Source organism: Nocardioides eburneus (genome assembly GCF_040838215.1).
Taxonomy (GTDB): Bacteria; Actinomycetota; Actinomycetes; order Propionibacteriales; family Nocardioidaceae; genus Nocardioides; species Nocardioides eburneus.
In genome coordinates this window covers 1-17,171 of the sequence record NZ_JBFPJR010000040.1, presented here as the reverse complement: position 1 = coordinate 17,171, position 17,171 = coordinate 1, and the positions used below count along the sequence as shown (strand labels likewise).

Annotated in this window: 12 protein-coding genes and 2 pseudogenes; 11 read left to right on the top strand and 3 right to left on the bottom strand. The window is 72.8% G+C overall.

All coding sequences use genetic code 11. The features are described 5' to 3' along the window. The first annotated feature begins 67 nt into the window (after window positions 1-67). The 8 genes from AB3X52_RS17130 to AB3X52_RS17095 all read left to right on the top strand — a co-directional run bounded on the left by AB3X52_RS17130 (window position 68) and on the right by AB3X52_RS17095 (window position 11,561). Window positions 68-904: an ABC transporter ATP-binding protein gene (locus AB3X52_RS17130; protein WP_367995309.1), complete on the top strand. Its 837-nt coding sequence runs from the start codon at window positions 68-70 to the stop codon at window positions 902-904. Further along, the gene (locus AB3X52_RS17125; RefSeq protein WP_367995308.1) at window positions 894-1,784 is read left to right on the top strand and encodes an ABC transporter permease; all 891 of its coding nucleotides are present in this window, start codon (window positions 894-896) and stop codon (window positions 1,782-1,784) included. Before AB3X52_RS17130 ends, AB3X52_RS17125 begins: the two co-directional genes overlap by 11 nt. A gap of 84 nt (window positions 1,785-1,868) precedes the next feature. Beyond that, window positions 1,869-2,912: an ABC transporter substrate-binding protein gene (locus tag AB3X52_RS17120; protein WP_367995307.1), complete on the top strand. Its 1,044-nt coding sequence runs from the start codon at window positions 1,869-1,871 to the stop codon at window positions 2,910-2,912. A gap of 94 nt (window positions 2,913-3,006) precedes the next feature. Beyond that, entirely contained in the window at window positions 3,007-3,675 is a 669-nt protein-coding gene (locus tag AB3X52_RS17115) for a lysophospholipid acyltransferase family protein (protein ID WP_367995306.1), read from the top strand. A gap of 74 nt (window positions 3,676-3,749) precedes the next feature. Beyond that, window positions 3,750-4,463, top strand: a complete 714-nt coding sequence (locus AB3X52_RS17110) for a hypothetical protein (RefSeq protein WP_367995305.1) — start codon at window positions 3,750-3,752, stop codon at window positions 4,461-4,463. A gap of 100 nt (window positions 4,464-4,563) precedes the next feature. Beyond that, a complete protein-coding gene (locus AB3X52_RS17105) occupies window positions 4,564-7,761 on the top strand; it encodes an ATP-dependent helicase (RefSeq protein WP_367995304.1) in 3,198 nt (1,065 codons plus the stop codon). Beyond that, complete coding sequence (locus AB3X52_RS17100; protein WP_367995303.1) at window positions 7,758-11,006, top strand: ATP-dependent helicase; 3,249 nt, start codon at window positions 7,758-7,760, stop codon at window positions 11,004-11,006. Before AB3X52_RS17105 ends, AB3X52_RS17100 begins: the two co-directional genes overlap by 4 nt. Before the next feature lie 120 nt (window positions 11,007-11,126). Then, entirely contained in the window at window positions 11,127-11,561 is a 435-nt protein-coding gene (locus tag AB3X52_RS17095) for a VOC family protein (protein WP_367995302.1), read from the top strand. An 86-nt stretch (window positions 11,562-11,647) separates the two neighbouring features. Here AB3X52_RS17095 and AB3X52_RS17090 read toward each other — a convergent pair. From AB3X52_RS17090 to AB3X52_RS17080, 3 genes and pseudogenes are all read right to left on the bottom strand, one after another. Beyond that, a pseudogene (locus tag AB3X52_RS17090) lies at window positions 11,648-11,917 on the bottom strand (WhiB family transcriptional regulator); the annotation flags it as partial. A gap of 7 nt (window positions 11,918-11,924) precedes the next feature. Next, window positions 11,925-12,233 carry a DUF2249 domain-containing protein gene (locus AB3X52_RS17085; RefSeq protein WP_367995323.1) on the bottom strand — a complete coding sequence of 103 codons (309 nt, stop codon included), beginning with the start codon at window positions 12,231-12,233 and terminating at the stop codon, window positions 11,925-11,927. A gap of 66 nt (window positions 12,234-12,299) precedes the next feature. Beyond that, window positions 12,300-12,704: pseudogene (locus tag AB3X52_RS17080) on the bottom strand (hemerythrin domain-containing protein); the annotation flags it as partial. Between the two features lie 83 nt (window positions 12,705-12,787). Between AB3X52_RS17080 and AB3X52_RS17075 the strand changes: the two are divergent. From AB3X52_RS17075 to AB3X52_RS17065, 3 genes are all read left to right on the top strand, one after another. Further along, entirely contained in the window at window positions 12,788-13,492 is a 705-nt protein-coding gene (locus AB3X52_RS17075) for a helix-turn-helix transcriptional regulator (RefSeq protein ID WP_367995301.1), read from the top strand. After that, window positions 13,489-14,625 carry a DUF8744 domain-containing protein gene (locus AB3X52_RS17070; RefSeq protein WP_367995300.1) on the top strand — a complete coding sequence of 379 codons (1,137 nt, stop codon included), beginning with the start codon at window positions 13,489-13,491 and terminating at the stop codon, window positions 14,623-14,625. Before AB3X52_RS17075 ends, AB3X52_RS17070 begins: the two co-directional genes overlap by 4 nt. Continuing rightward, window positions 14,622-17,171: multicopper oxidase domain-containing protein (locus AB3X52_RS17065; protein WP_367995299.1), on the top strand; the 2,550-nt coding region annotated here is incomplete at its 3' end. The genes AB3X52_RS17070 and AB3X52_RS17065, both read left to right, overlap by 4 nt.

Sequence of the window (17,171 nt, the reverse complement as noted above, 5' to 3'; positions counted from 1 at the left end):
GCAGGGAACGAGAGCTTCGCTCACAAGGCTGTGGCGGCGGTCACATCGACTCCTAGCGTGGCGCGCCATGACCACCAGCCAGAGCAGCGCCGGCAGCGGCGCAGACCTCGCCATCAGTCTGCGGGACGCCACCAAGACGTTCGGCACGAAGAGCGGGAAGCCGTTCACGGCGATCCACGACGTGACCATGGACGTCCGCCGCGGTGAGTTCGTCACCGTCGTCGGTCCGACCGGCTGCGGGAAGTCGACGACCCTGTCGCTCGTCTCCGGTCTCGAGCCCGCCACGGTCGGGACCGTGACCGTCGACGGCCGGCCCGTCGACGGCATCCCCGACGGCGTCGGCTACATGTTCCAGAGCGACGCGATCCTCCCGTGGAAGACCGTGCTCGACAACGTCGCCCTCGGTCTGCGCTACCGCAAGACGCCGGCCAAGCAGGCCCACGAGCGCGCCCGCGACTGGATCCAGCGTGTCGGTCTCGCGGGCTTCGAGGACCGCTACCCCCACCAGCTCTCCGGCGGCATGCGCAAGCGGGTCGCGATGGCCCAGACGCTCATCACCGAGCCGACGGTCCTCCTCATGGACGAGCCGTTCGGCGCGCTCGACGTCCAGACCCGCGAGCTCATGCAGGACGAGCTGCTGCGGCTGTGGTCGGGCTCCGGCGCCGCCGTGGTCTTCGTGACCCACGACCTGACCGAGGCGATCGCGCTCGCCGACCGCGTCGTCGTCATGACCGCCGGTCCCGCCACCGTCAAGGACGTCGTCGAGATCGACCTCCCGCGGCCGAGGAAGGTCGAGGAGATCCGGCTGACGCCCGCCTTCACCGACCTCTATCGCCGCGTGTGGGACAGCCTGCGCGAAGAGGTCGAGATCACCCGAGCCCGAGGAGCCAGCAATGTCGCTTGACCAGCACGTCACCCCGACCGTCACGCCTCCCGTGAATGCACCCACTGGCGCGCCGTTCAAGCTCCTCGACTTCGTGCGCGGGAGGTCGGGTCACTCGAAGCTGACCGTCAACGGCGTCCGCGTGCTTCTCGTGGTCCTCTGGCTCGGCTCGTGGGAGCTCTCCTGCCGGACCTTCATGGACCCGTTCTACTACTCGATGCCGAGCAAGATCTGGGACAAGCTCGTCGTCTGGTTCACCGATGGGACGTCCCACGGCTCGATCTGGACCAACATCGTCGCCACACTCGAGGAGGCCGTCCTCGGCTTCGTCCTCGGCACGGTCCTCGGCGTGGTGCTCGGGGTCCTGCTGGGTCGGGCACGCTTCGTCGCGGAGGTGCTCTCGCCGTTCATCAAGGGCACGAACGCCATCCCGCGCATCGTGCTCGCCTCCCTCTTCGTGATCTGGTTCGGGCTGGGCATGACCTCGAAGGTGGCGACCGCGCTGGTCCTCGTCTTCTTCGCGGTCTTCTTCAACGCCTTCCAGGGGGCGCGCGAGGTCGACAGGACCCTCGTCGACAACGCCCGGATCCTCGGCGCGGGCCGGTGGGCACTGATGCGCACCATCATCCTGCCCAGCGCCACGTCGTGGATCCTCGCGAGCATGCACGTGGCCTTCGGCTTCGCGCTGATCGGCGCGATCGTCGGTGAGTACACCGGCGCGGACCGCGGCCTCGGCCTCCTCATCAACCAGGCCCAGGGCAACTTCGACGCCGCCGGCGTGTACGCCGGGATGCTCGTCACCACGGTGATCGCGCTCGTCGCCGAGTGGCTCATCACGCAGCTGGAGAAGCGGCTCACCTCCTGGCGCCCGCCCGCCTCCTCGCAGGCCGCCGGTGCCTGAGGCACCGGCCCGGCCGTCGTACTCCTCACTCCCGCAGCACCGCCGCGCGCATCCGGCGGCAGGCCCCACCGAAAGAAGGACGACATGAATCGCAAGACCAAGGCAGTCGCCGCCGTCGCCGGCGTGCTCGTCGCCGCCACCTCCCTGACGGCGTGCGGGCGCTCCAGCGCCGGCAACGCCTCGGGCGGGGACGAGGTGACGATCATGGTGGGCGGCATCGACAAGGTCATCTATCTGCCCGCGATGCTCACCCAGGAGCTCGGCTACTTCAAGGACGAGGGCGTCAAGGTCAAGCTCATGACCGAGCCGTCCGGCGCCAGCGCCGAGACCGAGCTCGTGGCCCACCAGGTCGACGGCGTCGTCGGCTTCTACGACCACACCGTCACGCTCCAGGCGCAGGACAAGTGCATCGAGAGCGTCGTCCAGCTCGCCAAGGTGCCGGGGGAGGTCGAGATGGTCTCCACGAAGGCCGCCGGGTCGCTGAAGTCCCCGGCCGACTTCACGGGCAAGAAGCTGGGCGTCACCTCGCCGGGCTCCTCGACGGACTACCTGACGCAGTACCTCGCCACGAAGAACGGCGTGGACACCAAGGACTACGCCACCGTCACGGCCGGTGCCGGCTCGACGTTCCTCTCCTCGATGCAGAACGGCGGCATCGACGCCGGCATGACGACCGACCCGACCGTGGAGCAGGTCATCCAGCGGGGCGCCGGCAAGGTGCTGCTCGACATGCGCACCGTCGACGGCACCCAGCAGGCGCTCGGCGGCCTCTATCCGGCGTCGTCGCTCTACATGGACTGCGGCTACGTCGAGAAGAACTCCGAGACGGTGCAGAAGGTCGCCACCGCCTTCGTCAAGACCCTGGGCTGGATCGGCAGCCACTCCGCCGCCGACATCGCGGCGAAGATGCCGAAGGACTACGCCGGCGGCGACATGGACCTCTACACGAAGGCCATCGCCGCCTCGAAGCAGATGTTCACGACCGACGGCGTCATGCCCGACAGCGGCCCGCGGACGGTCCTCGACGTCCTCGGCACGTTCAACGACCAGGTCAAGGCCAAGAAGGACGACATCGACCTGAGCAAGACCTACACGACGAAGTTCGTGGACGCCGCGAAGAGCCAGTGACCCACCGTCGTCGCGACGGGTGGGGGAGTGGGGGCCGTCTCGTGGAGACGGCCCCCGCTGACGTCCGCGGCCGGCGCGCGGGATGATCCTTCCCGTGATCTACCGCGTCCTCCACCTGATCCTCCCGCCGCTCCTCAAGGCGATCTGGCGGCCGAAGGTGAGCGGCGGCGACCGGGTGCCGCGCTCGGGCGGGGTGATCCTCGCCAGCAACCACCTCAGCTTCGTCGACTCCGTCGTCATCGCGTGCACGTCGCCGCGGCCGGTGCACTTCCTGGCCAAGTCCGACTACTTCACCGGCCGCGGGGTGAAGGGCTTCCTGCAGCGGCTGTGGTTCGAGGGCATCGGGATGCTGCCCGTCGACCGGGACGACCCGCAGGCCGCGATCGCGTCGCTCGACGTGGCGCTCGAGGTGCTGCGTCGGGGCGACTCGTTCGGGATCTACCCCGAGGGGACGCGCTCGCGCGACGGGCGTCTCTACCGCGGTCGCACCGGGGTCGCCCACCTCGCGCTGACGGCCGGCGTGCCCGTCGTACCCGTCGGGCTGAAGGGGACCGAGAAGGTCCAGCCGGTCGGTGCCAACGGGTTCCGCCTCGCGCCCATCACCGTCGTCTTCGGCGAGCCCATCGAGGTCGCCGGACGCTTCGACAAAGTGCCGCTCGGGAAGGCGCGCCGGCAGCTGACCGACGAGATCATGGCCGCGATCCGCGACCTCACCGGTCAGGAGGAGGCCGGCGCCTACAACGAGCGCTCGCCGCTGGCCTGAACCCCGGTGCCTTGCCGCTCGTGTCGGAACGGAGCACGATGGAAGACACGCCACGCACAGCGAGGTGAGGCGACATGGGTACGACGACGTGCCTCCGGGAGGCACTGCAGCACACGCACGACGAGCTCTGCGAGCGGTTGGTCTCCGCCCGCGCCACGATCGACCGGCCGGAGATCTCCCGCCGGGGCTGTCCGCCGATCGATCTCTTCCTCTCCGGCACGAGCAAGCACCTGCACGCGGTCGACCAGGTCATCCTGCCGCGCGTGCGGCACATGTGCGGGGACGGCAGCCAGTTGGTCCACGACTATCTCGGCTCCGAGAAGGAGCTCGAGGTGGTCCTCGCCCACGTCAAGGCCCATGAGTTCGGCTCGGCCTATGAGACGGCGTTCGACTGGGACGCGGTCTGGGGCGACGTCGAGGAGGCCATCGACCAGCAGTGGGCGCAGGAGTGCCGGCTGGTCGAGCAGCTCGGCGAGGACCTCTCCGACGACCGGCTGGAGGAGATCACCGCGGAGTTCGCCGCCGCGGAGGAGCGCGCGCCGTCGCGACCGCACCCCTTCCTGCCTCATACCGGTCCGGGTGGGTGGGTGGCGCGCCGCGTGATGCGCATCGCCGACGCGTTCTGGGACACGGTCGAGGGGCGGTTCGTCCCGGAGCCGCGGCGCCAGGAGCGCAAGCGGCCGGGCCTCCTCGGTCAGTACCTCATGGCCGACCCGCGCTTCGACGAGGAGCCGGAGGAGGCCGTCGAGGCGTCGCCGGCGGAGGGTGAGCGGACCGTCCCGAGCTGATCCGAGGGGGCGTCCGCCCGGCTGGCGCGTGCGGCCCGGCGTCGGGTCGCCCGGGCGTCCGGCGACCCGGGCTGTCGGTAGTCCATGATGGGGTTGCGCCATGACCACGTACCGCCTCGAGCCGCCGCCGACCACGGCGGCGGCGCCCGCCCTCGACGAGCAGCAGCGGCGCGTGGTCGACCACCCGGGCGGGCCGCTGCTCGTGCTCGCCGGCCCCGGGACGGGCAAGACGACCACGCTCGTCGAGGCGGTCGTCGACCGGATCGAGCGACGCGGGGCGCGGCCCGACGAGATCCTCGCGCTCACCTTCTCGCGCAAGGCCGCCGAGCAGCTCCGTGACCGGGTCACGGCGCGGCTGGGGCGGACGATGTCGGGCGGCCTGGCCTCGACGTTCCACTCCTTCGCCTACGGCCTCGTGCGGCGCTACGCGCCGGTGGAGCTCTACGCCGCTCCTCTCCGGCTGCTGTCGGCCCCGGAGCAGGACGTCGTCCTCCAGGAGCTGCTCACCGACCACCCCGAGTCGGTCCGCTGGCCCGACTCGCTGAAGGCCGCGGTCGGCACGCGTGGCTTCGCGCGCGAGGTGCAGGCCGTGATCGCCCGCGCCCGCGAGCGCGGTCTCGACCCCGACCAGCTGGTCGAGCTCGGTCGCGCCGAGTCGGTGCCCGAGTTCGTCGCGGCCGGTCTCTTCCTGGAGCAATACCTCGACGTGCTCGGCAGCCAGTCCGCGATCGACTATCCCGACCTCATCACCCGTGGGGTGATCGAGGCCGAGCGACATCGCGACGAGCTGCGCACGGCCTACTCGTGCGTCTTCGTGGACGAATACCAAGACACCGACCCGAGCCAGGTCGCGCTGTTGCGGGCGCTGGCCGGTGACGGCCGCGACCTGGTCGTGGTCGGCGACCCCGACCAGTCGATCTACGGCTTCCGCGGCGCCGACGTGCGCGGGATCCTCGACTTCCCGCGGGCCTTCCCGACCCGTGAGGGCCGGCCGGCCCCTGTCGTGCCGCTGGGCCGCACCCGGCGGTTCGGCTCGCGGCTGCTGCGAGCGTCCCGCTCGATCGCCGCCGGGATCGCCGTGCGCGGGGCGATCCCCGCCGAGGCGTACGCCGCGTTCCGCAACCCGGAGCCGGTGCCGAGCGACCTCGGCCCCGGCGCGGTCGAGATCGCCACCTTCGACACCGCCCGGGCGGAGACCGAGCACATCGCCGACCTCGTGCGCCGGGCCCACCTCGAGGACGGCGTCGGCTGGTCCGACATGGCGGTGCTGGTGCGGTCGGGGCGGAGCTCGATCCCGCAGCTGCGGCGCGCGCTGACAGCCGCGGGCGTTCCCGTCGAGGTCGCGAGTGACGAGACGCCGCTCGTGCGTGAGCCCGCCGTCGTCGTCCTTCTCAACGCGCTGGGGCTCGTCGTCGACGCCGAGGTGGACGATCCTGAGGACGACCGCTACGTCCGGGCCGATCGGGCGGAGGAGCTGCTGGTCTCACCGTTGGGTGGGCTCGACGCGACCGACGTCCGGGCACTGGTGCGCGGGCTGCGCGCGCGCCACCCGGACACCTCCGCCTCCGAGCTGCTCCGGCGAGCCGTGCTCGAGCCCGGGCTGGTCGACGCCGGCGACGGGACGGCCGCGCGACGGACCGCCCGGCTCGCCGCCCTCGTCGCGCGCGCCCGGGCCGAGGTCGCGGAGGGAGCCAACGCGGAGACGATCCTGTGGGTGCTCTGGGACGGCACCGACTGGGGCCGCCGGCTCCGCCAGGCGACCGAGACGGGCGGCCAGGCGGCGCGGCTCGCCCACCGCGACCTCGACGCGCTCTGCGCGCTCTTCGAGACCGCGGCCAAGGTCGAGGAGCAGCGTGACCACACGTCGGTGGCCTCCTTCCTGGCGACGCTGCGCGCCCAGGAGATCCCCGCCGACACGTTGGCCGACCGCGGCGTGCGGGGCGAGGCGGTGCGGCTGCTGACCGCTCATCGGTCCAAGGGGCTCGAGTGGCGGCTCGTCGTGGTCGCCCACGTCCAGGAGGGCGCCTGGCCCGATCTGCGTCGCCGCGACTCCCTGCTCGGCGCCGACCGGATCGCGCCGGTCGAGCAGGGCGGGCTGCTGCCGCCGCTGAGCCGGGCCGCGATGCTGGCCGAGGAGCGCCGGCTCTTCTACGTCGCCGTGACGCGTGCGCGCCAGCGGCTGGTCGTCACCGCAGTGAAGTCGCCCGACGACGACGGCGAGCAGCCGTCCCGGTTCCTGACCGAGCTCGGCGTGCCGTCCGACCGGATCCGCCACCGGATCGGCCGCCCCGAGCGCCCGCTGTCGATGGCCGGACTCGTCGCGGAGCTGCGGCGTACGCTCGCCGACCCCGACCAGCCCGAGCCGCTGCGCCAGGCGGCCGCGGCGCGGCTGCGGACGCTCGCGACCACGGAGGTGTCCGGGCGCCCGATCGCGCCGGCTGCCGACCCCTCCACCTGGTGGGGGATGCGGGCGCCGTCGAGCTCCCTCACGCCGGTCCGCCCCGTCGACGAGCCGGTGACGCTCTCCGCCTCAGCGCTGGAGGGGATCCTGCGCTGCCCGGCCCAGTGGTTCCTCCGCCGCGAGGCCGGCGGCGCCGAGATCAGCACGGCCAGCCAGGGATTCGGGAAGGTCGTGCACGCCGTGGCCGAGCAGATCGCCCGCGGCCGGCTCGAGGCGGCGAGCGTCGACGACCTGATGCCGCTGGTCGACGAGGTCTGGGGACAGCTGGAGTTCCGGACGCCGTGGTCGGCCTCACGCGAGCGTGAGGCGGTCCGTGAGGCGCTCGCCCGGTTCCTCGCCTGGCATCAGCGCCCCGGCGCGCGCACCGTGATCGGTCTCGAGCAGCGCCTGCGAGCGGAGGTGACGCTGCCCGACGGGTCGCGTGTCGTCCTGCACGGGTACGCCGACCGGCTGGAGCTGGAGGAGCGCTCGGACGGCTCCCCCCGCGTCGTCGTGGTCGATCTCAAGACCGGGAAATATCCTCCGACCGCCGCCGAGGTGAAGGAGCACGCGCAGTTGGGGCTCTACCAGCTGGCCGTCGACCAGGGTGCGGCCGACGAGCTGGTCGGTGGCCCTGCGGCGTCCGGGGGAGCGGAGCTGGTCCAGCTCCGCCACGGTGGCGACCAGCCGAAGGTGCAGGCTCAGGCACCCGGTGGTGACGCGATCATCGGCCAGCTCGAGCAGGCCGTCGCCGCGATCCGCTCCGAGACCTTCGTCGCCCGGCCGGGCAGCCACTGCGACCGCTGCCCGTTCGCCGCCCTCTGTCCCGCCCACGCCTCAGGATCGGTGCTCTCATGACCGCGCTCCAGGCTTCGCTGACCGTCGAGACCCCCGAGCAGCTCGCTGCGCTCATGGGCCACGACTGGCTCTACAGCGACGAGCAGTTCGCCGCGATCACCGCGCCGCTCGAGCCGGCGGTCGTGATCGCGGGTGCCGGCTCCGGGAAGACCGCGGTGATGGCCGCTCGCGTGGTCTGGCTCGTCGCGACCGGTCAGGTCGAGCCGGGGGAGGTGCTGGGGCTCACGTTCACCACGAAGGCGACGGCCGAGCTCCAGGGTCGGATCCGGGACAGCCTGCGCCAGGCGGGCCTGCTGCCCGACCGGACGAGCCGGCCCCGGGATCCCGACGAGACCGACGAGCCGGAGGAGCCCACGGTCGCGACCTACCACTCCTACGCCTCGGCGCTGCTCTCCGAGCACGGACTGCGGATCGGCCACGAGCCCGACACCCGGTTGATCGCTGACGCCAGCCGCTACCAGCTGGCGGCCCGAGCGGTGCAGCGCCACGCACGTCCCGTGGTCGAGCTCAGCGACTCGCCGAGCCACGTCGTCCAGTGGCTGCTCGCGCTCGACGGCGAGCTCAGCGAACACCTCGTGACGCCCGCGCGAGTGCGCGCCTACGACGCCAACGAGCGGGCCCTGTTCCAGGCCGAGGCCGCGTCGTTGGAGGAGGAGCTGGCCGCCGGCAAGAAGGTCAAGGGGCGCCTCGAGACGGTCCGCAAGGCCATCACCGCGACGATCCGTCGGGCCGAGCTCCTCGACCTGGTCGAGGGCTATCGGCGGCTCAAGGACCAGCTCGGGCTGATGGACTTCTCCGACCAGATCGCCCTGGCCGCCCGCCTCGCCGTCGAGTCGCCCGAAGTGGCCGAGATCGAGCGCGCGAAGTTCAAGGTCGTCCTGCTCGACGAATACCAGGACACGTCGGTGGCCCAGGCCCAGATGCTCTCCCGCCTCTTCGGCAGCGGCCACCCGGTCACGGCTGTCGGCGACCCCAACCAGGCGATCTACGGCTGGCGCGGCGCCTCGGTGAGCAACATCCTCGAGTTCGGCCGCGACTTCCCGACCAGGGAGGGTCGCACGCCGTCCTACTCTCTGACGGTCAACCGCCGCTCCGACGAGCGGATCCTCGCCGTCGCCAACCACCTCGCGAGCGAGCTCTACGACGGGCGCGAGCACGAGCGCCTGCGCACCAAGGAGGGCGCGGCCCCGGGCGAGGTGCGTGCCGTCGTCCACGAGACGTACGACGACGAGCTGGCCTGGCTGGCGGACGAGGTGGCCGCGGCCCATCGCGCGATGCCCGAGCCGTCGTGGAAGGAGATCGGCGTCCTCACCCGCGACAACGCGCAGGCCGCGGCGGTGTTCGACGCACTGACGTCGCGGGAGATCCCGGTCGAGATCGTCGGGCTGAAGGGACTGCTGCGGCTGCCGGAGGTGGCCGAGGTGGTGGCGACGCTCCAGCTGGTCCAGGACGTCACCGCCAACGCCGCGCTGCTGACCTTGCTCGCCGGCCCGCGCTGGGCGATCGGTCCACGCGACCTGGCGCTCCTCGGACGACGCAGCCGCGAGCTCGCGGGCGTGCAGGGCGGGGGAGAGGAGTTCGGCGATCTCGAGGAGCAGCTCGAGGCGGCGGTCGCCGGTGCCGACCCGACCGAGCTCCCGTCGCTGTGCGACGCCCTCGACGACCCCGGGGACGAGGCGGACTATCCCTATTCGGCGCAGGCGCGGGAGCGCTTCCGCATGCTCGCCGACGAGCTCCGCTCGCTCCGCCGCGCCGTCGGCGAGCCGATCCTCGACCTGGTCCGCCGGATCGTCGACGTGACCGGCATCGACGTCGAGCTGGCCTCCTCGGTCAGCCCCGCGGCCACGGCGCGGCGCGACAACCTCGACCTGTTCCTCCAGGCGGTCGCGGAGTTCCAGGCCGTCGACGGGCAGGTCACGCTCGCCGCCCTGCTGGCCTGGCTGGAGGCCGAGGACGAGTTCGGGCAGGGTCTCGACGTCGCGACGCCGAGCGAGGCGGACTCGGTCAAGCTGCTGACCGTCCACCGGTCCAAGGGCCTGGAGTGGGACGTCGTCTTCCTGGTCGGCGTCGTCCACACGAAGTTCCCCACGAGCCAGGGGCGGTCCAGCTGGCTGACCGTGCCTCAGGTGATGCCCGCCGAGCTCCGGGGCGACGCCCGCGACCTGCCGCAGCTCGAGGGCCACGACGCCGACGCGATCGCCGACCTGCTGGCACGGCGCAAGCAGCACGAGCAGCTCGAGGAGCTCCGGCTGGCCTACGTCGCCTGGACCCGCGCCCGCCATCGTCTGCTCGTCTCCTGCTGGCGGTGGGCGCCCCACCTCAAGCGCGGCCTCGGACCGTCGGTCTATCTCGAGCGCACGCGTGAGGCGATGGTGGGGTGGGGCGCGCGGCCCGACCGGTGGGCCGAGGTCGTCGACAACAGGGCCGAGACCAGTCCCTACGCCGACCGCGTCGTCGACCTGCCGTGGCCGATCGACCACCACACCGCGGAGGTCGAGCGCAGACTGGAGGCTGCGCGCCGCGTGCGCGAGACGACCAGCGAGCCGTTGATCGAGGACGTCGTGCTGCTCGAGCGCGTGCAGCAGTGGGACGACGAGATCGCCCGGCTGATCGAGGAGGCTGCCCGCGAGCGGTCCCCCGAGATCGTCGTACCCCTGCCGTCCAGCCTGTCCGCGACCGCGATGGCTCGGCTTCGCGACGACCCCGAGGAGCTCGCCCGCGATCTCGCCCGACCGATGCCGCGTCCGCCGTCGTCCGCGGCCCGGTTCGGCACGCGCTTCCATGCCTGGGTGGAGGCGCGGTTCGGTCAGCAGGACCTCTTCGACCCCGACGAGCTGCCCGGGCGCGCCGACGCGGGCATCGACGACGAGTCGGACCTGCAGGAGGTCATCGCCGCCTTCGAGCGCGGTCCGTTCGCCCACCGGGCGCCCTACCGGGTGGAGGCGCCGTTCGCGCTGGTGCTTGCCGGTCAGGTCGTCCGGGGGCGGATCGACGCGGTCTACGAGGAGCCGCCCCCGTCGCCGGGTGCCGGGGAGCCCGGCTATCTCCTGGTGGACTGGAAGACCAACCAGCGGCAGACCGCCGACCCGCTCCAGCTCGCGATCTATCGGGTGGCCTGGGCGGAGCTCGTGGGCGTGCCGCTCGAGGCCGTCCGGGCAGGGTTCTACTACGTCCGCAGCGGCGAGCTGGTCGAGCCGACGGACCTGCCCGGGCGGTCCGAGCTCGAGCGGTTGGTGTCCGGGTGACAGGGGTCCTCACCTAGGTCGAGGAGCCTGCAGGACAACACGCTCCGCTTCGCTCGGCGGCCGCGCGCGACCGTCCGGGCTCCTCTGGATCGGCAGTGGCCCGATGTCTAGGCTGGCCCGATGCCGGCCGTGAGGAAGATCCAGGTGACCTTCGACTGTGCGAGTCCGCGCGTGGTCGCGGAATTCTGGAAGGCGGTGCTGGGCTACGTCGACCCGCCGACCCCGCCCGGCTTCGACTCTTGGGAAGCGTTCGACGCTTCACTTCCGACCGAGCAGAGAGACTCATCGTGGGCCTGCCAGGATCCCGAAGGCATCGGGCCGCGGCTCTATTTCCAGCGGGTGCCCGAGGCGAAGGCAGTCAAGAACCGGCTCCACATCGACGTGCGCTGTGGAACGGGTCTGACCGGCGTGGACCGGGTCGCCGTCCTGGAAGCCGAGGCCACTCGGCTGGAGGCGCTCGGCGCACGACGACTCCGCTTGCTGCCGGCCGACGACCACAACGAGGCGTGCCTCGTCATGCAGGACGTCGAAGGCAACGAGTTCTGCCTCGGCTAGGTGACGCTCACCGGCGTCGCGGCGGATCCGGTCCCGTTCGGCGGTGAGGCGTCGCGCGGGGTGGCCGCCGGCGCCAGTCCGACGCTCCGGACCCGGGAGCCGCGTCGTCGGAGGGCTCGGCGCTCCTCCTCCGTGAGTCCGCCCCAGACGCCGCCTTCCTGGCCCGTATCGAGCGCATAGCGCAGACACGCCTCGCGGACCGGGCAGCCGCGGCAGACCTCTGTGGCCTCGGCGACCTGGGCCAGGCCGGCGCCCTTCGCGCTGATCGGGAAGAACAGCTCCGGATCCTCGTCGCGGCAGGCGGCCTGCTCCATCCACGCGAGCTCGGTGGGCCCGTCGGGCCTCGTCGTGTCCATGCCGGTCCTAGCGGCGGGCGAAGCGCAGCCGCCAGGCCTCGGGCCCGCGCTCGAGGTAGCTCACCTCGAAGGCTCCGGGGTCGCGCTGCTCGACCTGGGCCAGCAGCGGCAGCGGGTCGTGCGGGGCGATGAGCACCATGGCGGCTCCGGGGCGTACGCCGTCCAGCGCCCCGAAGATCGTGGCGTGCCGGATCGCGTGCGGCACGACCCGGGCGTCGAGCTCGGGGTCGCCGGCGGGATCGTGCTCGCCGCAGCTGCAGGTGTGTCCGCCGCCCTGCTGCGCCGTCCGACCGGCGTCCTGGCGGTCGGCGGCCAGCGTGTCGTGCATCCGGGCCAGGAGATCGGTGAGCGACACCTCCGTCGCCTCGGCGAGCGCCGGCAGCAGTTGGGCGTTCTCCTTCTCGGCGTGGGACTCGAAGACCGCCCGCAGGGCGGTCGCGGCACCGACCGCGTCCACCGGGTCGCCCGTACGCCGGAGCGTGTCGACCAGCTCGCCGAGGGCGTGGTGCTCGGCGACGAGCGCCTCGACCAGGAGCTGCGCTCGGGGCAGTGCGCCGCCGGCGGGATAGAGCGCCGCTTCCTCGGCGCGGGCGTGCGGCAGCAGCGCCGAGCCGCACCACTCGACGAGGGCGTCGCGTGCGGGACCCGCGTCCTGACCCGCACGGACGGCTCCGGCCAGCGCCGACACCTTCGTGGTCAGTGCGCCGGTCAGCTCCGCATGGTGGGACCGGATCTCCTCGACTGCGTCCGCGTCGGCCGGGGTGGTTGAGATGACGACGTCGTTCATCGGTGGCTCCTTCTCGGGACCGTGGCACCCGGTGGTGTCGTGAGGACTGGTCCCGTCTCCCTGAGTTTATTACAGTTATTACCGTGGAAATCCAGGGCTCTTCCTCCTTCGGTCCCAGGTCCGCGCGCACGCCCGCGGTCGCGACCCTCTCCCGAGCGCGGCGAGCCCTCCTCGAGCTGCTCGAGAAACAGGGCCGTCCGACCACCCTCGCGACGCTGGTCGAGCTGTCGGGCCTTCACGAGAACACCGTCCGCGGCCACCTCGAGGGGCTGGCCGGCGAAGGGCTGGTCTCGCGTGAGCGGGGCGCGCCGCGGGGCCGGGGCCGGCCCGCGTGGCTCTGGCGGCCCCGGCCCAGCACGGCCGATGAGTACGCCGGCCTCGCCGCGGCCCTCGCCCGCACCCTGCGGCGCACGAGCGAGCATGCCGAGGACGACGCGATCGACGCCGGACACGACTGGGGTCACAGCCTCGCCGCGGCCCGAGCGGTCGAGCGTGGTGAGGGCGTCCACGCCACCGAGCGCGTGCGCGACCTGCTCGAGAGCCTCGGGTTCGCCCCGGAGGACGGGTCCGACGAGCGCAACGCCGCTGCCGACACCGCCGAGCTCCGGTTGACCCGCTGCCCGTTGCTGGAGGCAGCCCAGGAGGAGCCCGCGATCGTCTGCAACGTCCACCTCGGCCTCGTCGTCGGCGCCCTCGAGGAGTACGGCGCGACGGAGCCCGATGCACAGCTCCTACCCTTCGCCGAACCCGGGGCCTGCGTGCTCCGCCTGAACGGCGGGCGAAGGTGACCGACGTCGCGTCCCGCGCCGCCCGCACCGGCGCGGAGGAGGCGCCGGCCCGACGTCGTACGACGCCCGGACGGCGCCGGGCCTGGCTGATGCTCCCCGCGGCCGTGGCGATGCTCGCCGGCCTCGACGCAGGGCTCGTGCTCCTGGGCGTGCCGGCACCGGTCCGGACCGACCGGCTCCCTGTGGTGCACGGGATGCTGATGACCCTCGGGTTCGTCGGAACTCTGATCTGCCTGGAACGCGCGGTGGCGCTGCGCCGGCGGGTGGCGCTGGTCGCGCCCGCGCTCCTCGGGCTCGGCAGCGTGCTGCTGCTCGCCCCGATCCCGATCGCGGTGGGACAGTCGGTCCTGCTGGCGGGGACCGTCGCGATGGGGGCGGTCTACGTCCCGCTGTGGCGACGGCAGCGCGACGACGCGGTGCTGGTCGAGGCCCTGGGCGTCGTGCTCGCCGTGGGAGCAGCGACGCTCTGGCTCGGCGGGACCTCGATGCCGCTGCTGGTCCCGTGGCTCGCCGGCTTCCTCGTGCTCACCATCGCGGGGGAGCGGCTGGAGCTGGCCCGCCTCGCGATGGGACCGAGTGCGGGGAGGACCCTCGTCGTCCTGGCGGCCGCGGTCCTCGGGGCCACGGTGGCGGCGCTGCTCTGGCCGGCCGCCGGCAGTGCGCTGCTCGGTGTCGCGCTGCTGACCCTGACCCTCTGGCTGGCGCGCCACGACGTCGCCCGCAGGACGGTCCGCGACCGGGGCCTCACCCGGTTCATGGCGACGAGCATGCTCGCCGGCTATGTCTGGCTGGCCGTTGCCGGCGTCGTCTGGCTGCTCGGACCGGCGGTCAGCGGGCCGGCGTACGACGCCGTCATCCATGCGGTCTTCCTCGGCTTCACGATCTCCATGGTCATGGCGCACGCGCCGGTGATCATGCCGGCCGTCCTGCGCCGGCCTCTGCCGTGGCATCCGGTCCTGTGGCTGCCGCTGGGGCTGCTCCATCTCTCGCTGGCGGTCCGGCTCTATCTGGGCGACGCGCGGGGCGTCCACGTGGCCTGGCAGGTCGGCGGTGTCCTCAACGAGGTCGCGCTGCTGGCCTTCGCGGCCCTGATCGTGTGGTCGCTCCGTCCGACGCGCAGGAGGGCGCGATGAGGATCGGGACCCGCCCGGCGGAGGTGGAGCACAAGCGCAGGTTCGACCCGCTGCGCGACCTGCCGGCGGTGCTGTGGCTGCTGGCCGCGGTCGTGGTGGCGTTGATCCACCGCCAGGTCCCGGCGCCGCGGTGGCTGCTGCTCCACCTGCTGCTCCTCGGCGCGATCACGCATTCCATCCTGGTCTGGAGCCAGCACTTCGCCGACGCCCTGCTGCACAACGCCGTGACGCCGGCCGACCGCCGGGCCCGCTCCGTGCGACTGGGTCTGCTCAACGGCGGCGTCCTCGCCGTGCTCGTCGGCGTCCCCGACGTCCGCTGGGGCGTGGTCGTGGCGGGCGCCGGCGCCGTGGTGGCCGCGGTCGGCTGGCACGCGCTCTCGCTGGTCCGGCAGCTGCGCCGCGGCCTCGGGTCCCGCTTCGCGGTGACGATCCGCTACTACGTCGCGGCGGCGGCGCTGCTGCCGGTCGGCGTGGTGTTCGGCGTGCTGATGGCGCGCGGTCTGCCGATGGCGTGGCACGAGCGGCTCATGACCGCCCACGTGATCGTCAACGTGCTCGGCTGGGTGGGGCTCACCGTGCTCGGCACGCTGGTCACGCTGTGGCCGACCATGCTCCGCACCCGCATCGCCGACGGTGCCGAGCGTGCCGCGCGTCGGGCACTGTGGCCGCTGCTGGGAGGCCTGGCGGTCGCGGCCATGGGGTGCGTCGCCGGGCTCCGGCCGCTGGTCGGCGTCGGCATGCTGGCGTACGCCGTCGGCCTGGTGCTGCTCGCCCGGCCGTTCGTCCTCGCCCTGCGCCAGAAGGCTCCGGCGCACTTCCCGACCTGGTCGGTGCTGGCCGCCGTCGGGTGGCTCACCGGGCTCGTGGTCGCGCTCGGCGCCCTGGTCGCGACCGCCGGCGGCTGGGACGTGGCCCATGAACGGGTCGAGTCCCTCACCCCCGCCCTGGCGGTGGGCTTCGGGGCCCAGGTGCTGCTCGGCGCGCTGTCCTACCTGATCCCGGTCTCGGTGGGGCGCGGGCCGGCCGGCGTACGCGCGGCCAACACCGTGCTCGACAAGGGTGGCGCGCTCCGGGTCACCGTCGTCAACGCCGCCCTCCCGATCGCCCTGCTGCCGGTGCCGCCGTGGGTGCGGGTCGCGCTCGCCGCGGCGATCCTGGTCGCGCTCGCCGCCTTCCTGCCCCTGATGTTCCTTGCCATGCGCGCGGCCCGGCGCGCCCGGCAGGCGGCGCCGCTCTCCGTGCCGAAGACGCAGCGCACCGGCCCGGCGTCCGTCGCCGGGGAACGGCCGCGAGGACAGGTGACCGGACTCGTCGCCACCGCGCTCTCGGTCGTCGTGCTCGCCGTGGCGGTCGGGGTGGCCGTCGACCCGTCGGCGCTGGCCGGCGCCTCCCACCGCGCCGCCTCCGCCGGGGTCGCGGCCACCGGACGCACCACCACGGTCGAGGTCCGGGCCGCCGACATGCGGTTCAGCCCCAGCACGATCACGGTGCCAGCCGGCAACCGGCTCGTGATCACGGTCCGCAACACCGATGACCGCGACGTCCACGACCTCGTCCTCGACTCCGGCGATCACACCCCGCCTCTCGCGCCCGGTGCTTCCGCGCGTCTGGACGTCGGGGTGGTCGGCCGCGCGATCGAGGGATGGTGCTCCATGCCGGGCCACCGCCAGATGGGGATGGTCCTGCACATCCGGGTCTCGGGCGCCGCGGCGCCCCTTGCCGACGCGACCAGTTCCCCGGACTCCGCCGGCTCCACGATGCCCGGCATGGACCAGGGCAGCTCGGATGCGGCCGACGGCAGCGGCTCCGCCGCAGCCCGCCTCGACTTCGCTGCGAAGCCCGACCCGGGGTTCACCGCCCACGATCCGACGCTGCCGCCGCTGCCGCAGGGCCACGTGATCCGTCGTACCTTCACCGTCAGCGACCTGGAGGCCGAGGTCGCCCCCGGCGTACGCCAGCAGCTGTGGGTCTACGACGGCACCATGCCCGGACCGACGCTGCACGGACGGATCGGCGACCGGTTCGTCATCCGGCTGGTCAACGACACCTCGATGGGGCACTCGATCGACTTCCATGCCGGTGACGTCGCCCCCGACCGGCCGATGCGCACGCTGGCGCCGGGCGAGTCGTTGACCTATCGGTTCACCGCGCGGCATTCGGGGATCTGGCTCTACCACTGCTCGACGATGCCGATGTCGGCCCACATCGCCAACGGCATGTTCGGCGCGGTCGTGATCGACCCGCCCGACCTGCCGCCGGTCGCGCACAGCTACGTCCTCGTGCAGTCCGAGCTCTACCTCGGTGACCAGGGCGCCTCGGTCGACGTCGACAAGGTCATGGCCGAGAAGCCGGACGCGGTCGTCTTCAACGGCTATGCCGACCAGTACGACGCCCGACCGCTCCGCGCCAAGGTCGGCCAGCGGGTCCGGATCTGGGTCCTCGACGCCGGGCCGAACCGGCCGACCGCCTTCCACGTGGTCGGCGGCCAGTTCGACACGGTCTTCGCCGAGGGTGCCTACCTGCTGCGGCGGAACAACCCCGCGCAC

Excerpts from the sequence above, each read along its gene's own strand:
- AB3X52_RS17125 (WP_367995308.1), top strand. The coding sequence starts at position 894 with ATGTCGCTTGACCAGCACGTCACCCCGACCGTCACGCCTCCCGTGAAT.
- AB3X52_RS17120 (WP_367995307.1), top strand. The coding sequence starts at position 1,869 with ATGAATCGCAAGACCAAGGCAGTCGCCGCCGTCGCCGGCGTGCTCGTC.
- AB3X52_RS17110 (WP_367995305.1), top strand. The coding sequence starts at position 3,750 with ATGGGTACGACGACGTGCCTCCGGGAGGCACTGCAGCACACGCACGAC.
- AB3X52_RS17100 (WP_367995303.1), top strand. The coding sequence starts at position 7,758 with ATGACCGCGCTCCAGGCTTCGCTGACCGTCGAGACCCCCGAGCAGCTC.
- AB3X52_RS17105 (WP_367995304.1), top strand. The coding sequence starts at position 4,564 with ATGACCACGTACCGCCTCGAGCCGCCGCCGACCACGGCGGCGGCGCCC.
- AB3X52_RS17095 (WP_367995302.1), top strand. The coding sequence starts at position 11,127 with ATGCCGGCCGTGAGGAAGATCCAGGTGACCTTCGACTGTGCGAGTCCG.
- AB3X52_RS17130 (WP_367995309.1), top strand. The coding sequence starts at position 68 with ATGACCACCAGCCAGAGCAGCGCCGGCAGCGGCGCAGACCTCGCCATC.